The sequence below is a fragment of the Bacteroidales bacterium genome, assembly GCA_013141385.1.
Classification (GTDB): Bacteria; Bacteroidota; Bacteroidia; order Bacteroidales; family Tenuifilaceae; genus UBA8529.
Genome location: JABFRB010000045.1, coordinates 1 through 16,373, shown reverse-complemented (window position 1 = coordinate 16,373; position 16,373 = coordinate 1). Strand labels below are relative to the sequence as shown.

The window sequence follows — 16,373 nt, the reverse complement described above, 5'->3', positions numbered from 1 at the left end:
ATATAGTTATTATTCTGTTTCTTTAAAGCAGAAGAATAAACTGTAGAATAATACAAAGAAAATAACTCCTGCAACACGTTCAAGCATTGATTCAAACAAAAAATTAATGCTAAGTATTCCAAGAAACATCAATTCAATAAAGTTATTTCCCTTTCTAATCAATCGAAAAATAGGATATATAAAAAGTAATAGAAGGGAAAAAAAACCAACAAATCCTAAACCAATAAGTGTTTCTAAAAACTGATTATGTGCATTATATCTGGATTTTAAGCCATCTATCATATTTCTTTTTTCGTATTCGTTTTGTAATACGCTTTTAGCATCTCCAACACCATAGCCTAATATAGGTTGTTTTATAATTAAAGAAGGTACACATTTCCAAATACCAATCCTTTCATCAAATACCTTATTTACATAATATCTTATAGAGGTTCTACTTTCATAAATATTCTTATTTGTCTTATCTATCTGATTTATTCGTTTGTTCATTCCAATAACTACTATTAAAAAAATAGGAATAACGGATATCACTATAATTTTTAATAGTATACCAACTTTTTTATGGGAAATCCATGTAAATCCAATCACTTCAACTATAGATGTTGCAAATAAACCAGTTCTAGATGATAGTAAATAGATCATAAATGTGAAATATAGAATAATAAAAATGTAAAATAATGCGAACTTTATTCCTTGTTTATTATTTTTAATAAGCAAAAATAGTATGGCTATTGAAAATGTAAAAAACATAGATAGGTACGAAGGATGATTTAAAAAGGAGAATCTGTAATATAAAAAATAATTCTCCCACCAGAATTCTTTAGGAATTGGATTAAAAATTAATCCAGATGCGTCAAATGAGACTGAGTTACTAAATGCATTAGTTATACAAATTAAACTAGATACTAAACATCCTATTAAAAAAATATTAAGAATTTTAAGAACTGTAATTCTACTCGAAACCGTATATGTTACAAAAAATAGCGGAAAAAATAAAAGTGATAACTTTTGCTGCACGTCAAGCAATCCATATTGCCAGTTATTAGAATAAAAAACACTCAATAGGTGTAATAACCAAAAAAATATAAGAAGTTGAGAGTATCTATTACCTTTAATTCTTTCTATCGATTTTTTCCAATCACCACTTATTAGCCAGCAAAGTATAAGTAAAGGGATTAAAAAAATTGATAGTCTAATCCAAATGGGAATAAAAAAAACTATCATCAATATTAAAAAAGACGATAGTTTTTTTAAATTGTCTAGAATTATATCAGAAAACATGTATTAAGAATATTTCATAGAATTTAATCCCAATGTTGAGGATGTAAGAGTATTATAACCTTTTTTCCTGGTTGGATTGTATCAAAATTTACCTTTCCCATATACCACATCTTTCCATTTTCCCTATTAGCATCGGCAAAACGATAATCTGTTATAAATTGATCCCCATCGTAGTCAAGATTGTAACTACTAAGATCATCCTTTTCAATCTTCTTATATTCACCATAAATTGGAACATATTCCCAGTTATAAAAAAGACCTTCACTTGAACCCTTTGTATGATTCCAAAAATAAGAATTAACATAATGATATTGGTAACAGTAATCTCTTCCATGAGCAACAGCTCCATATACATTAATACCATTTGCTCTCATCCAATCTAACTCGTCTTTTAAATATTTTCGAGAATCAATGTTATAAACTATCTGAAGGGTTACCAAATCGTTATGCAAACCAATTTCATGTCCAAAATCGTTTTGTATCTTTTGTAGATATTTAATTATTTTATCATTCCGTTTAAAATAATTTAATTTTGTAACTCCATAATAACCTGCACTATGAAGAATATAATAGGTTGATTTTATCCCATATTTTTTCTCCAAATAAGCAAATTTTATTGCTGCATTTATATTATCATCTATATCGTACCTAAAAGATATAATAACCTTATCATTAGAAGTTGCACTAGAGAACTCCTTCTGAGTAACAATCTTGAAATGATTTGATGACGACAGATACCTTAAAAAAGCATCATAGGTTTTTAAGTTTAAATTTGGGTCGTGAATATGAAATCCATTATCAACACTAATAGCATCTGAAATTCTAATTATTTTTGTCGAATCAAGATATATTTTATCATCTTCCTCTTTTTTACAGCTCCAAAATAGGAATAATGCAAAAAAGATAAATAAAATTCTATTATTACTGATCATAAAAATTTTCGGTATAAAATTTCGTAAATATAATTAATTCAATAACAGTATAATCTCGTATTAATCACCTGTTATTTCAATAGTTTTTATAGGAAAAGGGTCAAGAACAATTTACGCCTTAAAACTAATCAATTCACTGTATACATTCTCAAATTTTTCAAAAAGAATTTTTCTATTGAAGTGCTGATTATAGTACGTCTTCGCATTAACACCCATTTGAGCTAATTGGTTTGTGTCCATATTAGACATTTTTTCAGTACTTTGAGCCAGCATAGTATAATCACCTGATTCACATGAAATCCCCGCTTTGGCCTCAGTAATTATCTCAGCTCCTTCTCCATTCAACATTGCTAAAATTGGTTTTCCAAAAGCTAAGTAAGATTGAACTTTTGCAGGAACAGTTAAACTGAGAATCTTTGAATTTTTGAGTGAAACGAGCATAGCATCTGCATGGCAAAAAAAGTTGGGCATTTCTTCTGAAGGATAACTACCGAGTAAGTGAAAATTAGATGTTAATTGTCTTTTATCAATCTCATCTTTAAGCCATTGCTTCTTTCTACCATCTCCAAGAATAATCCAATGAATTTCTTTGTTATACCTAACAATTTCTGCAGCATTAATAATTGATTCGAAATCTTGGGCAACGCCTATATTACCTGCAAACATTATTTTAAATCCAATTGGCATTAAAGAAGCAAATTTTGATTTTTGAATTGCTTCAGATAGATATAATTCCTCAGCCCAATTCGGGAAATAAACAATCTTGCTCATTTCAACATTCTTTTCACATATAGAGTGTGAAAAAGAACGCGATGAAATAAATATTCTATCAGATTTTTTATAAATATACTTAACTAATAAAGTCAGCAATTTGATTACACTCGAATTTCTAATATTACTCGCTTCTTCAACACTTTCAGGCCATAAATCTAAAACCCAAAAGAATATAGGTATTCGAAACCTTTTCTTTAAAATAATAGCGGGAATACCAACTGTAACTGGAGAAAGCTGATGAACAAGAATCAAATCATACTTACCTTTAACTCTAAATAAAGCGCAAACACTTGCAAAAAAAGCAAAAGATAAATAATTGATAAATAGCCTTACTCCTCCACTATTTCCTCGTGTAATTAAAGGCGATCGAATTATCTTTATTCCATTGTAAAATTCTATTCTTCTATTAAAAAAAGTGTACCCTTCATAAAATCTTCCAGAAGGATAATTAGGTTTACCTGTAAGTACTGTTATCTCATGACCTCTTTGAGACATTCCAACCACAAAATCGTTAATTCTAAAGTTTTCTGGCCAAAAATATTGGGATACAACAAGAATTCTCATTCTATTTACTAATTGACCAAACTACACGATTAATATAATCCGTATAGGAAAGAATTATTCTGACAACTTTATCTGAAACATTTGGCATGGAGTAATCCGAAACAAGCCTAAGAGTGCGAGAATCACCTCTGGTCTGCTTTGTAAGGACAGATAAACCCTGCATTATTCTTTCACATTTTAATCCAACCATCATAACAGAAGCCTCCTCCATTGCTTCGGGTCGTTCATGTGCTTCACGTAAATTTAATGCTGGAAAATTCAAAATTGATGATTCCTCCGAAATTGTACCACTATCGGATAAAACAGCAAAAGCACTCATTTGAAGTCTTATATAATCAAGGAAACCAAGAGGTTTACTTAGTATGACGTTTTTATGAAAATGTATATTCTTACTATCAATCTGGTTACGAGTGCGAGGATGTGTTGAAACAAGAATAGGCATAGAGTATACTTCAGCAATTGTATTAAGGGTATTAACTAATTCATTAAAATTTAGCTCAGAGTTGACATTTTCTTCCCTGTGCGATGAAACTACAAAATACTGACCCTCCTTCAGCCCTAAATCGTTTATGATATTTGAAGATTTAATTTTAGGTAAATAGTAATTTAACACCTCAAACATTGGGCTACCCGTTTTAATAATCCTATCAGCAGGCAACCCTTCTCTGAGCAAATACTCACGAGCAATATCGCTATATGTTAAGTTAATATCACTGATATGATCAACTATCCTACGATTTGTCTCTTCAGGAACGCGTTGGTCAAAGCATCGATTTCCAGCCTCCATGTGAAAAATAGGGATCTTTCTCTTTTTAGCAGGAATCGCACACAAACAGCTATTGGTATCACCTAATACTAAAAATGCATCTGGTTGTTCCTTTTCTAAAATTGGATCAATATTTATAATGATTTTTCCAATTGTTTCAGCAGCATTAACACCGGCAGCATTTAGGAAATAATTGGGTTTACGCAGTTCCAGATCGTTAAAAAAAATTTCGTTTAACTCATAATCATAGTTTTGCCCTGTATGTACAAGTATATGTTCTATTGATTCTTCTGAATCAAGTTTACTCAGAACTCTTGATAGCCTAATAATTTCAGGACGAGTTCCAACCACTGTTAAAATTTTAAATTTCTTCATATTAAACCTTTTCAAAATACGTATCGGGTTTATCCTTATTAAAAGGCTCATTTGCCCAAAAAAAAGTTATCAAATTCGTTGTTCCAATATTTGTTATTGAGTGTGTATACCCCGGTAAAATATCAACTACTTTGGGCTCTTCGCCACAAACTCTGAACTCTGCAGTTTCATTTGTTAATATATGCCTGAATTTTATGACCGCCTCCCCTTCTATCACACAGAATTTCTCATTCTTTAAGTGATGAAAATGATTTCCCCGGGTAATCCCTGGTTTTGTTTTTGATATAAATATCTGCCCTAACGAATTTGATTTTATCAATTCAAAAAGAAATCCTCTATCATCAGTATGTTTTATCAATGGATATGATGCTTTTTCCAGCAAAGTATACGAAAGATATGTAGAATGTAATTTCTTTTCAAAATCATTATTCATATTGGGAATAATCCCAGTTTCAGATATTCTCTTAAAAGAATAAATAAGATCCGCTAGTTCTCCAAGAGTTATCTTATATGCTGGTGTAACAGAAAGTATTTCAACTGAAGAACGATTTTTTCTGCTGAAAAGGATATCTAAAAAATCCTCAATAATATCATCAACATGAATTAATTCTAATTCCTTGTTCTTGTCTGAAATAGTTATATCAATTTCATTAGCGATATTGTGGCAAAAAGTAGCAACTACAGAATTGTAGTTTGGTTTACACCATTTTCCAAATACATTGGTTAAACGATAAATATAACCCAAGCCTCCTTTTTCACGGTATCTTAGAATATGACTTTCTGCCTCAAGTTTACTAACTCCATAAGGATTATCAAGTATAGCCTGAGTAGTGGAACTAAAAACTATAGGTGTAATTTTTTTTAAATCAATCAATGTATCAACCAGTACCTGTGTTAATTCAGCATTACCCTCCTTAAATTCTTCAACTCTAGTAGGTCTATTAATACCCGCTAAATGAAAAACAAAATCAACTTGATTTAAGTAATTCTTTAATAAACTTATATCATCATCTATATCGAACGTAAGAACTTCAATACCCTCAGTATATTTTAGGTTGATAAGTAAATTCTTACCAATAAAACCATTAGAACCCGTTATAAGTACTTTTTTCATTGCCACTTTTATTTAACTCATTCTTTACGTAATCCAATTTTAATAGAAGTTCCTTAATTTTTGGGATAGTCAAAATAGTTGTATTATGCGATGTATAATCATCTTTTGCCGATGTTTCAACAATGCCTTCAACAAAAAAGCTATCATAATTCAGATCCCTGTTATCGGAGGGAACACGGTAATAATCACCCATATCCTGAGCTTTAACCATCTCTTCCCTACTGAGTAGGGTTTCATAAAGTTTTTCTCCATGTCGAGTTCCAATTACACCTATTCTACTTTTTGATTTAAAAAGTTCAATTATCGCCTGGGCTAAATCACCAACAGTGGAAGATGGTGCTTTTTGTACAAAAATATCACCTGAATTACCATGTTGAAATGCAAAGAGAACTAGATCAACAGAATCATCAAGAGACATTAAATAGCGTGTCATTGCAGGATCTGTAACGGTAAGGGTTTTATTCTCTTTTGCTTGTTGAATAAAAAGAGGAATCACTGAGCCTCTTGATGCCATCACATTTCCGTATCGCGTACAACAAAAAACAGTTTCTTCACTTATTCTACTGCTTGCTATGATAATTTTCTCCATCATGGCTTTTGAGATACCCATTGCATTAACCGGGTATACCGCTTTATCAGTGCTTAGTGATACAAACCTTTTAACACCACTTGCTATTGCAGCATTGGCTACATTTTCACTCCCCAATATATTTGTTTGAACCGCTTGACTTGGATAAAACTCGCACGAAGGAACCTGTTTTAGGGCTGCTGCATGGAATACATAATCAACACCAACCATAGCGCTTTTAATACTACTGTAGTCCCTAACATCTCCAATGTAGTATTTGATTTTCTTATCATTATAGTAGCGGCGCATGTCATCCTGTTTCTTCTCATCGCGAGAGAAAATTCGAATTTCCTTTATTCCCGTATTAAGGAATCGATTTAAAACAGCATTACCAAACGATCCCGTGCCACCAGTTATTAGTAAAGTCTTATTGTCAAACATAATCCAAAATATTTTAGATACTAAGAATTCATCTTAATAGTCTCATTCAATAATAGTTTTCCAAAAAAATAAAAAATTCTCTTTACAGAACTATTACTATGAGTTAATGCCGTTACACATGAATTATTTAAACCGTATGATTCAATGTCAAATATATAATTTTTATACATTTCTAGAAGAGCCCCTTTAATTGAAGCAAAATAGAAAATGGTATTTCCATTCCAGATTACACTATTAATCTTTTTTAAGGACGAGAAATGATATATTATTAAAGGGACATCATTCAGGTAAAATTGTCCATTTACTGATTTAACTCTATAATTTGCAATATTCCATGGAGCAGCATCTACTCCTATATTCTCTATGACCATAATTTCAGGATACCTACTTAACCAAGTATCAAGAAAAATTTGATCGGAGAAAAATTTTAAAGGATAACCTGGCTGATTGGGATACCAATTGTCACATTCAGATTTCCAATCCGACAAGCATCTTCGTCCAACTTCGTTGTTCCTAAATAAATTAACTCCAACATTAAACCGCCCGTAGTTCTTTGATAGTAAATTAAAAACTGGATGAAATCTATGCGAACAAATAGCAATAGATGAATCCCCTATCTCTTTATACAAAGGATCTAGTGAACTGAAAACATATACATCGGCATCAAGGTAAAGCAGTAAATCAATATTTGGGTTATTATCTAGTATGTATAGGCATATATTTGGGGTTGCTGAGAAATAGTATTGCTTCCTATCCTCATATTTATCCTGCGATGTATTAAAGTGTTTATTATAAGTTGCTATTGAAATTGGTTTTAGGTTATCAAACTTTAAATCTGAAAGATATGTAAATGTTTGATCATCAAAAGCCAATACATATAGGATAAAATCGCTATGAAATCGTTTTATAGAATTATATAATGCAAGCCCTCTGGGTAAAAAATTAAAATCGAAATATGTACAAATATGCTTAGTATCAGTCATAAACCCTAATATTTATTTAACACTTCCACCACTCTATAGATATTATCCTTTGTATGGAAAGTTGAAATAGGCAAACTAAGTGTTGTAGCATGTATCTCTTCAGATATTGGGAAGCTAAGGTGTTTTAAAAATCCTAATGCTATTTGCTTATTTGGAGCAACAGGATAATGAATTTCCGTTTTAATATTGTTCTTCAATAGGTATGCTTTTAAATCATCCCTTTGCTTATGCCGAATATTGTAAATATGAAAAACATCAAAAAAATCAGCCTCTTGAACTGGAATAATAAAATCTGTTTTTAAATTTTTTGAGTAAATTGAAGCTAAAGTTCTTTTATGCTCATTTATTTCATCTAAATGCTTTAGTTTGATGCTTAGAAAAGCTGCTTGTACTTCATCTAACCTAGAATTATATCCTATATATTGATTGTAGTACTTTTTACTCGAACCATAATTTCTAAGCATTCTTAATTTCTCGTCAAAAATTGGATTGTTAGTAGTAACTGCTCCCCCATCGCCTAAACATCCAAGGTTTTTAGTGGGATAGAAACTAAAAGCAGCCATGTCGCCAAAACTACCTGCTTTTTTTCCTTGGTGCATCGCACCATGTGCTTGAGCACAATCCTCAATTAGGTAAAGTTTATGTCTTTTACAAATATCAAGAATCGGATCCATATCACAAACTTTACCATATAGGTGAACGATCATTATAGCTTTTGTTTTGGAACTGATCGCCTCTTCTATTTTGTTAGTATCGATATTATACGTTGTGATATTTGGTTCAACCAAAATTGGTACATGACCGCTATGTATAATCGCTAATATAGTAGCAATATAGGTGTTTGAAGGTACAATTATTTCTGAACCATCCTCAATATCAAGTGCTTTAATGGATAATATTAAAGCATCTAATCCAGAAGCTACACCTACACAATGCTTCATATTGTTATATTCGGCAAACTCTTCTTCGAATCGTTTAACATTCTCCCCTAAAATAAACCATCCCGATTCGAGTACATTGCTGAAAGCATTTTTATACTCTTCGAAATAGGGCTGATTTAATTTTGCTAGATTTTCGTACTCAATCATCATACTTCTGGAAAATATAGTCATTCTCATCATAATACTCTGATGCAAATACCATAAGTATTGCATCTTTAGAAAAATCATACATTTGATGCCAATCCTGTGGTTCAAGGATCAAACATGTGGAAGGCCTATCAAGGTTAAATACGTCCGTCTTTTTACTATCATTATTGTATATTTTACATTCTCCTTTAATACAAATTGCAGCCTGAATGGTTCTATGATGCCGATGACCTCCTCGAATAGAGTCATCAACTCCATATATGTAAAAAACCCTTTTGATCTGAAATGGAAGAACTTTTTCAATAACTGTGAGATTTCCTCTTTTATCAGTAAATGTTTTAAGATCTATTAAATAGGCCATGAAATTCTTTATTAATCAGAGATAATATATTTCTTTTTCTTTAATTTATATAAAAATCCTTTAAACTCAGAAGGAATATTGGCTCTTCCTAAAGTATCAAACTCAATAATCAATTCGTATTCAGATTCCAAAAAACTTAATAGCTTTTGTTTATTAAAAAACCAACATGGGTAACTTGCTTTATAGATTGCTGGATTTACCTTCTGTATCGTAATCCGATCATCTCCTCTTAAAAATTGCGTTCTATCAAATAGAATATAAGGAATTCTTTTAACTTTAAGCAATTCAAGTAGTTCATAGGGTTTCTCAATATACTGTAATACACTTGAAAGTAGAACCACATCTACTTCATTATCTTTTATGCAATCATCAATAGTATAATAGAATTTTAATTTATCATCAGAAAATTGCTCTAGCCCAACTTTAACAAAATTTGGCTGTTCCACAATACACCACTTAACATCATTTAAATGGTCAAGGAATAGTTTATTCTGATAGTAACTGCTACCGAGAGATCCTCCAAAATCGAGAACAGTTAAATTTCCATTATTTTGAGCAGCAATCCACATTAAACTTGACAGTACAGGGTAAGAATATTGAATTTCGTTAAAAATAAATGAGTCTCGTTCATATACAGCCTTACCAGACTTTACCATCATTGTGGATTCTCTAACCTTCTCAAGAATTAACTGAGAGTTATATCCAAAACATAATTTGCTTGCTTTATCCCATGAAGAATAGTTTCCATGCCAACCATAAAACAATCCGCTTAAAAATCTAATGAATATCGGCGGTAAAAAATCTTTAATTAAATCTTTAATCATTACTTTTCTATTTATTAAGAAAAGATTGATAGTCTCTAACACGATCCTTGGCTATTATATCCCAACTATATTTTTCTCTAATCTTCTCTACCCCAAACCTCGAAAAACGATTACGAATTTCCTCATCCTTCATCTTCATTAAAACTCTCACCAAATCATCAACATCATTCTCAATATAGGTCAACCCATTCCCTTCAATTCGTTCTGTTGCTTTCACTAAATTACTAATTATAATAGGTAATCCACAGGCTGTTGCATCTATCATGCTCGTTGACTCCTGCCTAGGCCAAATACCAATGTCTGCAATTCGATAATAATCAGGCAATTCATGATATGGAACAAATTTATGAATATAACAACCTTTTAAACTTTTTATTTCATTCAGTTGAGGACCGTCGCCAAGAAAAATCGCTTTAAAGGGTTCATTCAATTCAACAAGTTTATCAATTGCTTTAGCAAGGCATAATGGGTTTTTACCTTCGGTAAATCTACCTGTGTAGATACATAACAGTTCATTGCCAGAAAATCCGAGATCATCTTTTCGTTTAACTTTCTCAGACAGAGATTCAGCATTCAAACTTGATGGATGAAAATAATCCGTATCTACACCCAAGCAAGCAAGTTTTGCTTTATTCTTTGGTATGCCATAAAAATTTATTGCAATTTCTAACGCATCAACAGTAGCAGGGTAACAACGTGATGTTATAAAACTTATCATTTTGCCCGGAAGAGTTCTTGTAAAATAGAATGATATTTTATGAATCAATGTTGAAGTATCTTTCTTATACAGAGGAAAAACAGATGCAACAATATGATTCGCCGTAAAAAATTTATATTTAAAGAATAACTTATAATAAGCTCCCTGTAAAGTCAGAAATGAGAAAGCATCAAATGTTTGAACAATATCTGGATTTATTTCTTTTAGTTTTTTTCTAATACTCTTCAAGTATATTTTTTTTTGTATTGTACCAAAGGGTAATCGATGAAGCATAAATCCATCAAGTTCACATGTACCTTCCTTCTGTATCCGATCTCCAAGATACAATTTATAAATTTTATCATAATTTGGTTCATCGTAATATACCTGAGCAGTAGATGTAATTACATGTACCTCATGCCCTAATTTTGCTAATGCTTTGGGTAAACAATTCTCTATATACCCCATCTTATCGGAATACCAAATTGAAAGAATTACAATTTTCATTTTTTACTAAACTGTATTTTATTCATTAATAATATCTTCTCTTCATATTTAATAACTATGTAAAGCATCAGAATTGAAGCTGTGAAAGAACAAATCAACTCAATTATAACATATATCACAATAAAATTACTAAAATCATAATCTTTAAAAAATACTAGAGAAAGGATAGATAGGAAATAAAAGAGTTGCCAGATACTCAATAATCTGATTTTATTCATAGAGATGAATATGCTACTAAAAGTGGCCAATAAGAAGTTAAGTGCGTATGACCATACAAGGATTTTTGAAATTTTTCCTGAAAACTCCCATTTCTCTCCAAAAATAAACTTAAATAGTTCAACACCAAATAATGATATTATTACAATCTCAACAACTGCAATTGCAGTTACTATTCCGAGTATTGGTATAAGTTCTCTTTTAATACTTTGAAAATTCCTGTACTTTTCCGATATTCTTTGAAGAAGAACATTTGATAAAGAAGTTGCAACAAGAGCTAAGGGTATTGAAAGTAATAATTTAGACATATCAAAGAAACCAGCATTCTCGGAAGAAAAATATTTATTAATAAAAATTGCAGGCAATAAAAAACTGCAAGCACTCATAAAACCTGGTATCAAATTAAACTTAGGAAAATCTGAATATTTGATTATTACATACTTTATTTTACGCCAACTGATTAGTTCAATTGCTAAACCACACTTAATCCCTTGAAATAGACCTATAATTACATTTGATAATTGTCCAACTATGTCACCTAGAATTAGACCTTTAGAAAAGCCACTAAACGCAAATCCAGATTGCATAGCTCCTTCGAATCCCCTTCGGGTAAACTTATTTACTGTTATCGCAAAAAAACTTTTCTTCCGAATTAGCCAGTAATTAATGCTTTGATATGCATTGTACAAAAAAGTACCTAATGGAACAAAATAAAGGTAAGCGGAATAATCAATGGAAAGATTTATTAATCTTAGAATACTGCCCTTCCATATCATTATCACAATCAGTAAAAAAACATTAAAAATAAAATTTAAAAATAATGAAAGAATAAGAATATTTACAGCATCCTTATCCCTTTTAGGAAGAACTATAGCCATCTCAAACTTAAACGATGAAAGCACTATAAGTATTCCTACTAAACCAAGATATACTGCAAAGGCTCCAAATGTTTCAGGGGTGTAGTGTCTACTTAAAAAAGGTCGAAGAAAAATTGGTATTAACTGGGCTATTACTGTTCCAGAAATTAAAATGGTAGTATTTCTAAGTAATTCTGATTGAAGTAATGAACGCCAGATTAATATGCTTCTTTGAATCAATTTAATTTGTATCACTTAGTAGTAAATGGAAATTTTTTGTCTACTAATCTTGTCAAAAAGTATAGAAAAAGTAAACTTAAAAAGTAAATAGGGATTTGAGTCACTACAAACTTTCTGTAAATAAATATCATTAAAATAATTATCGCATTTATTAAAATTAAAAATAAATCTACCATACCGTGTGAATAACCAGCCTGAACAATTCTCTGGTAAGCATGCTTGCGATGCGCTTGACCCAATTTTTCTCCATTGCGCCATCTTCGAAATAGAGTAAGAGTGGCATCAAACCAAAAGGGTGATGATAACATTATCCAATTTAAAATAGAAAATCTAAAAGTATTATGGAAATAAATACCCAGTACAATTAAAATAAAGCCTAATTGCGTACTACCAACATCACCCATAAAAATTTTTGCCTTTGGCCAATTCCAAAATAAAAAACCAGAAATACAAGCAATAAGTAAAATATTAATAATATTACCTGAATAATAAAAAAGAATAATACTAATAATTATAGCCTCTATCGAAGCAAAGCCATCAACCCCATCCATAAAGTTAAATAGATTAATAAACCATACCATCCCAATTATAGCCAGAGGATAAATAATAAATAAATAATTTATTTCTATTCTCGGAATAATTAATGGACGTAATCCGTTCAAAAATACAAAAGCCAAAATTGCAGAAGCAAATTGTACAAGAAGGCGTATAAATGGTTTAAGATTGATTAAATCATCAATAAGGCTTACAATAGCTAATAAAATTCCACTCAACAAAGCAAAATACAAATTCTGTTCAAGAACTTTAAACCAAAAAAGAATAGAGATTCCCAAGTACCAAGTAATAACAATTGATATACCACCTACCTTTGGCGTTGGAACATCATGCAGACTCCTCTCATTGGGAAATTGAATAAACTTATACCGAATGGCTAATAGTCTACTTATATATGTTATTGCAAAGGATAGAATCCCGAGACATCCAATTAAAAGATAAATTTTCAATTAGGTAAAGTTATTAGTTCAATAATTCGTTATATTTTTATAATATTCTGATAATCAATGTATAATTCAATTTCACTCAATATGACTTAAGTATAAGACTGTCAATTTTTTGCCATTTAGAACAGAGTCAAGAAATGAAAACATAATTGATTATTTTTATTGATATATGCTAAATATTAAGTATGGTTTTACAAATTGATTCTGCAGCATTTCCATCCCCATAGAAATTTGGATATTGTAATTTTCCAGAATGATAGTACTTTTCAAATGATTTAATTATTATTTCTTTATTTGTATCAGCAAGGACGGCAGTGCCATTGTTAACTAGTTCTATCCATTCAGTTTCTGGACGAATAATAATGCATGGCTTTTGAAAAAAATGAGCTTCTTTTTGCACTCCACCAGAATCGGTCATTACTAATTTTGCATTCTTTTCCAAAAGAATCATATCCAAAAAAGAAACAGGTGGAATAATTAGTAAAAGTTTCTCTCTATTAATTTCTTTATTTATTCTTGAATTAAATGTATTTTGTAATATTTTTTTTGTTCGAGGATGAAGAGGTAAAAGCACCTTAATTTTGTACGTTGAGGCTATTTCAATTAATGAAGTGAAAATTGCCTCCAGTCTTTCAGGGTTATCAGTGTTATGATCTCGATGAATAGTAGCTAAGACAAATTCTTCTGATAAAAGATCATTGTCATTTAATATTGATGACCGCTTATCCGCCACTTTTGCAAAGTATAAACTATTATCATACATAATATCACCAACATGAAAAACTCCAGGATTATCGATAGTAAAAGGCGCTTTATTTTCTTTAAACCCCTCCTGCATTAGGTTTTTGTATCCTTGTTCTGTAGGGGTAAATAAAAATGTTGAAACATGGTCGCATAAAATACGATTTATTTCCTCTGGCATTAATTTATTAAAAGATCTCAACCCTGCTTCAATATGTACAATTGGAATGCGAAGTTTAGATGATGCAATTGAAGCAGCTAAGGTTGAATTGGTATCACCGTAAACAATTACATAATCAGGTTTCTCAATTAAAACTATTTCTTCGATACCTTTAATCATTCCAGCAGTTTGAATCCCATGTGATGTAGAACCAATATTAAGATTATACTGAGGTTGAGGGATGTTTAATTCATCGAAGAAAACAGAAGACATATTTTGATCATAATGTTGACCTGTATGAACTACAATGTCTTCAATACAATCAGAAAATTTCGATTTAATAATTCTACTTACCGCGGAAGCCTTTATTATTTGCGGTCTAGCACCTATAATGTTTAATATTTTCATTTGAATAAAGAAATTAATCTCATTTAATAATTTTTATTAAAACCTAATTAATGGAATTTCTCTTTTTTATGAATATAATGAACAAAAAATGGTAGTATCATAAAAAATCCCATAATAGGAGGATCAAAGGGATTTCCACCACTAAAAAAGGTAAAGAAATAAGTAATCAAGAAAAAAATAAAAAACAAATAATACTCTTTAATATATTTTATATAATAATAAAAAACTTTATATAATAGGAATAAATATAATAATAAACCAATTATTCCAGAATAAAGTAATATATATAAAAATGGATTGTGAGGATAATCTGACTTTGTTTTATCTTTCAGAAAATAGTAACCATACCAGTTTAAAAAGTTAAAACCTCCACCAAATATTTTTTGTTTCCAATTATATTCTTTTGTAAATATTTGCCAGGCAAATTTCCAACGTGAAATACGATCTTCACCAAAAGATTCTGTATAAAAACCTGCTTTTATATTTGACTTTAAAGGATGATAAGTTGTATCTTCTGACACATATTTCGCAATCCAGTTTCGAAGTATATCGGGGTCATTAGGTATAAAAAGATTAACAAATTTTATAAAACTCAAATTAAGTATACTCGATTTATTTAAATTATCAGTAAATACAAATTTTTTGTATATGTCTGAATTTGTAATTCTATTGTTATCTATACTATTTAAATATTCAAGTTGTTGTGATGGTAATAAAGTTAAACTGTCTTTGGGTATTATTTGGTACACAGGATATGCAAAAATAACATAGCCTTTAAGTGTAGAAAAATCTTTTACCAACGCTTTTAAAAAATATAAATTTACAGAAATCTCTCCTATATCACAATTTGTTGAAAAAGAAAGTTTCTGCCAAGTCCCTTTACTATTTAAATCATATGAATCATTAATTTTGCCATATACCTTTCCATTAGCTTGTATACTTACCCAATTTCCATTGAAGTCATTTGAAACAAAACAGAAAACAGAAGCATTTAATTTACTCTTCTCTTTAACATAAGAAATTCCAACAGTTGTAATTGAATATGCTTCACCATAATTCACAAATGCATTACAAGTACTATCCATTAAATATCCTTTACTATCAAATGGAACAATATCAACATTTTTTCCCGTTAAAGGAAACATTATTTTATGAATTCTTAAATCTCGCCAAGAATATGGATCCTTGGGATCAAAGTTTCTATACCAAATATCTTCATTAAAATCTGTTAAAGAATTGTTTTTTTGTAAAAAATAGATGTTCCTGTAAATTTTTGAAGAAATTTTCTCCATAACAGTTTTTGTATCTTTAGTACCGAGAAATTCAAGGGTTCTATATTTAAAATTAAAATTAGTATGAAAAACAAACAAATATATTACTCCTAAAAAGATAAATAATGCTACAAAATAGATATTAGAATTTCTCCCTAGTTTCTTTAATTTAATAGTCTTATTAAAAAAGAGGTAGACTTTAAC

At 30.2% G+C, this 16,373-nt stretch carries 15 protein-coding genes; all 15 read right to left on the bottom strand.

Going from position 1 to position 16,373, the window contains the following annotated elements:
• Window positions 1–9: 9 nt before the first annotated feature.
• Entirely contained in the window at window positions 10–642 is a 633-nt protein-coding gene (locus HOO91_20295; protein NOU19906.1) for an O-antigen ligase family protein, read from the bottom strand.
• 662 nt (window positions 643–1,304) lie between these two features.
• The gene (locus tag HOO91_20290) at window positions 1,305–2,213 is read right to left on the bottom strand and encodes a hypothetical protein (GenBank protein ID NOU19905.1); all 909 of its coding nucleotides are present in this window, start codon (window positions 2,211–2,213) and stop codon (window positions 1,305–1,307) included.
• A gap of 111 nt (window positions 2,214–2,324) precedes the next feature.
• On the bottom strand, window positions 2,325–3,551 hold the full coding sequence (locus HOO91_20285; GenBank protein ID NOU19904.1) for a glycosyltransferase family 4 protein: 1,227 nt from the start codon (window positions 3,549–3,551) through the stop codon (window positions 2,325–2,327).
• A gap of 1 nt (window position 3,552) precedes the next feature.
• Complete coding sequence (gene wecB / locus HOO91_20280) at window positions 3,553–4,692, bottom strand: UDP-N-acetylglucosamine 2-epimerase (non-hydrolyzing) (GenBank protein NOU19903.1); 1,140 nt, start codon at window positions 4,690–4,692, stop codon at window positions 3,553–3,555.
• 1 nt (window position 4,693) lies between these two features.
• The gene (locus tag HOO91_20275; GenBank protein NOU19902.1) at window positions 4,694–5,806 is read right to left on the bottom strand and encodes an SDR family oxidoreductase; all 1,113 of its coding nucleotides are present in this window, start codon (window positions 5,804–5,806) and stop codon (window positions 4,694–4,696) included.
• Entirely contained in the window at window positions 5,778–6,815 is a 1,038-nt protein-coding gene (locus HOO91_20270; GenBank protein NOU19901.1) for a polysaccharide biosynthesis protein, read from the bottom strand. The genes HOO91_20275 and HOO91_20270 overlap by 29 nt, the downstream gene beginning before the upstream one ends.
• A 20-nt stretch (window positions 6,816–6,835) precedes the next feature.
• Window positions 6,836–7,798: a hypothetical protein gene (locus tag HOO91_20265; GenBank protein NOU19900.1), complete on the bottom strand. Its 963-nt coding sequence runs from the start codon at window positions 7,796–7,798 to the stop codon at window positions 6,836–6,838.
• A gap of 5 nt (window positions 7,799–7,803) precedes the next feature.
• Window positions 7,804–8,886 carry a DegT/DnrJ/EryC1/StrS family aminotransferase gene (locus HOO91_20260; protein ID NOU19899.1) on the bottom strand — a complete coding sequence of 361 codons (1,083 nt, stop codon included), beginning with the start codon at window positions 8,884–8,886 and terminating at the stop codon, window positions 7,804–7,806.
• Window positions 8,879–9,247 carry an FdtA/QdtA family cupin domain-containing protein gene (locus HOO91_20255; GenBank protein ID NOU19898.1) on the bottom strand — a complete coding sequence of 123 codons (369 nt, stop codon included), beginning with the start codon at window positions 9,245–9,247 and terminating at the stop codon, window positions 8,879–8,881. Before HOO91_20255 ends, HOO91_20260 begins: the two co-directional genes overlap by 8 nt.
• An 11-nt stretch (window positions 9,248–9,258) precedes the next feature.
• Window positions 9,259–10,071 carry a methyltransferase, TIGR04325 family gene (locus tag HOO91_20250; GenBank protein ID NOU19897.1) on the bottom strand — a complete coding sequence of 271 codons (813 nt, stop codon included), beginning with the start codon at window positions 10,069–10,071 and terminating at the stop codon, window positions 9,259–9,261.
• A 7-nt stretch (window positions 10,072–10,078) separates the two neighbouring features.
• Window positions 10,079–11,275, bottom strand: a complete 1,197-nt coding sequence (locus HOO91_20245) for a glycosyltransferase family 4 protein (protein ID NOU19896.1) — start codon at window positions 11,273–11,275, stop codon at window positions 10,079–10,081.
• Window positions 11,272–12,603 (bottom strand): oligosaccharide flippase family protein, encoded by a 1,332-nt coding sequence (locus HOO91_20240; protein ID NOU19895.1) that lies wholly within the window; start codon window positions 12,601–12,603, stop codon window positions 11,272–11,274. Before HOO91_20240 ends, HOO91_20245 begins: the two co-directional genes overlap by 4 nt.
• Complete coding sequence (locus HOO91_20235; protein ID NOU19894.1) at window positions 12,600–13,592, bottom strand: glycosyltransferase family 4 protein; 993 nt, start codon at window positions 13,590–13,592, stop codon at window positions 12,600–12,602. The genes HOO91_20240 and HOO91_20235 overlap by 4 nt, the downstream gene beginning before the upstream one ends.
• A 169-nt stretch (window positions 13,593–13,761) precedes the next feature.
• Window positions 13,762–14,898, bottom strand: a complete 1,137-nt coding sequence (gene wecB / locus HOO91_20230; GenBank protein NOU19893.1) for a UDP-N-acetylglucosamine 2-epimerase (non-hydrolyzing) — start codon at window positions 14,896–14,898, stop codon at window positions 13,762–13,764.
• Window positions 14,899–14,945: 47 nt separating this feature from the next.
• Window positions 14,946–16,373, bottom strand: a 1,428-nt coding sequence (locus HOO91_20225) for a hypothetical protein (GenBank protein NOU19892.1), incomplete at its 5' end; no start/stop codon positions are given.

What these genes read in the sequence shown, in the direction of transcription:
- HOO91_20270 (NOU19901.1), bottom strand. Translation starts at nt 6,815, where the DNA reads ATGTTTGACAATAAGACTTTACTAATAACTGGTGGCACGGGATCGTTT.
- HOO91_20265 (NOU19900.1), bottom strand. Translation starts at nt 7,798, where the DNA reads ATGACTGATACTAAGCATATTTGTACATATTTCGATTTTAATTTTTTA.
- HOO91_20260 (NOU19899.1), bottom strand. Translation starts at nt 8,886, where the DNA reads ATGATTGAGTACGAAAATCTAGCAAAATTAAATCAGCCCTATTTCGAA.
- HOO91_20290 (NOU19905.1), bottom strand. Translation starts at nt 2,213, where the DNA reads ATGATCAGTAATAATAGAATTTTATTTATCTTTTTTGCATTATTCCTA.
- HOO91_20250 (NOU19897.1), bottom strand. Translation starts at nt 10,071, where the DNA reads ATGATTAAAGATTTAATTAAAGATTTTTTACCGCCGATATTCATTAGA.
- HOO91_20255 (NOU19898.1), bottom strand. Translation starts at nt 9,247, where the DNA reads ATGGCCTATTTAATAGATCTTAAAACATTTACTGATAAAAGAGGAAAT.
- HOO91_20295 (NOU19906.1), bottom strand. Translation starts at nt 642, where the DNA reads ATGATCTATTTACTATCATCTAGAACTGGTTTATTTGCAACATCTATA.
- wecB (NOU19893.1), bottom strand. Translation starts at nt 14,898, where the DNA reads ATGAAAATATTAAACATTATAGGTGCTAGACCGCAAATAATAAAGGCT.
- HOO91_20245 (NOU19896.1), bottom strand. Translation starts at nt 11,275, where the DNA reads ATGAAAATTGTAATTCTTTCAATTTGGTATTCCGATAAGATGGGGTAT.
- HOO91_20285 (NOU19904.1), bottom strand. Translation starts at nt 3,551, where the DNA reads ATGAGAATTCTTGTTGTATCCCAATATTTTTGGCCAGAAAACTTTAGA.
- HOO91_20275 (NOU19902.1), bottom strand. Translation starts at nt 5,806, where the DNA reads ATGAAAAAAGTACTTATAACGGGTTCTAATGGTTTTATTGGTAAGAAT.
- wecB (NOU19903.1), bottom strand. Translation starts at nt 4,692, where the DNA reads ATGAAGAAATTTAAAATTTTAACAGTGGTTGGAACTCGTCCTGAAATT.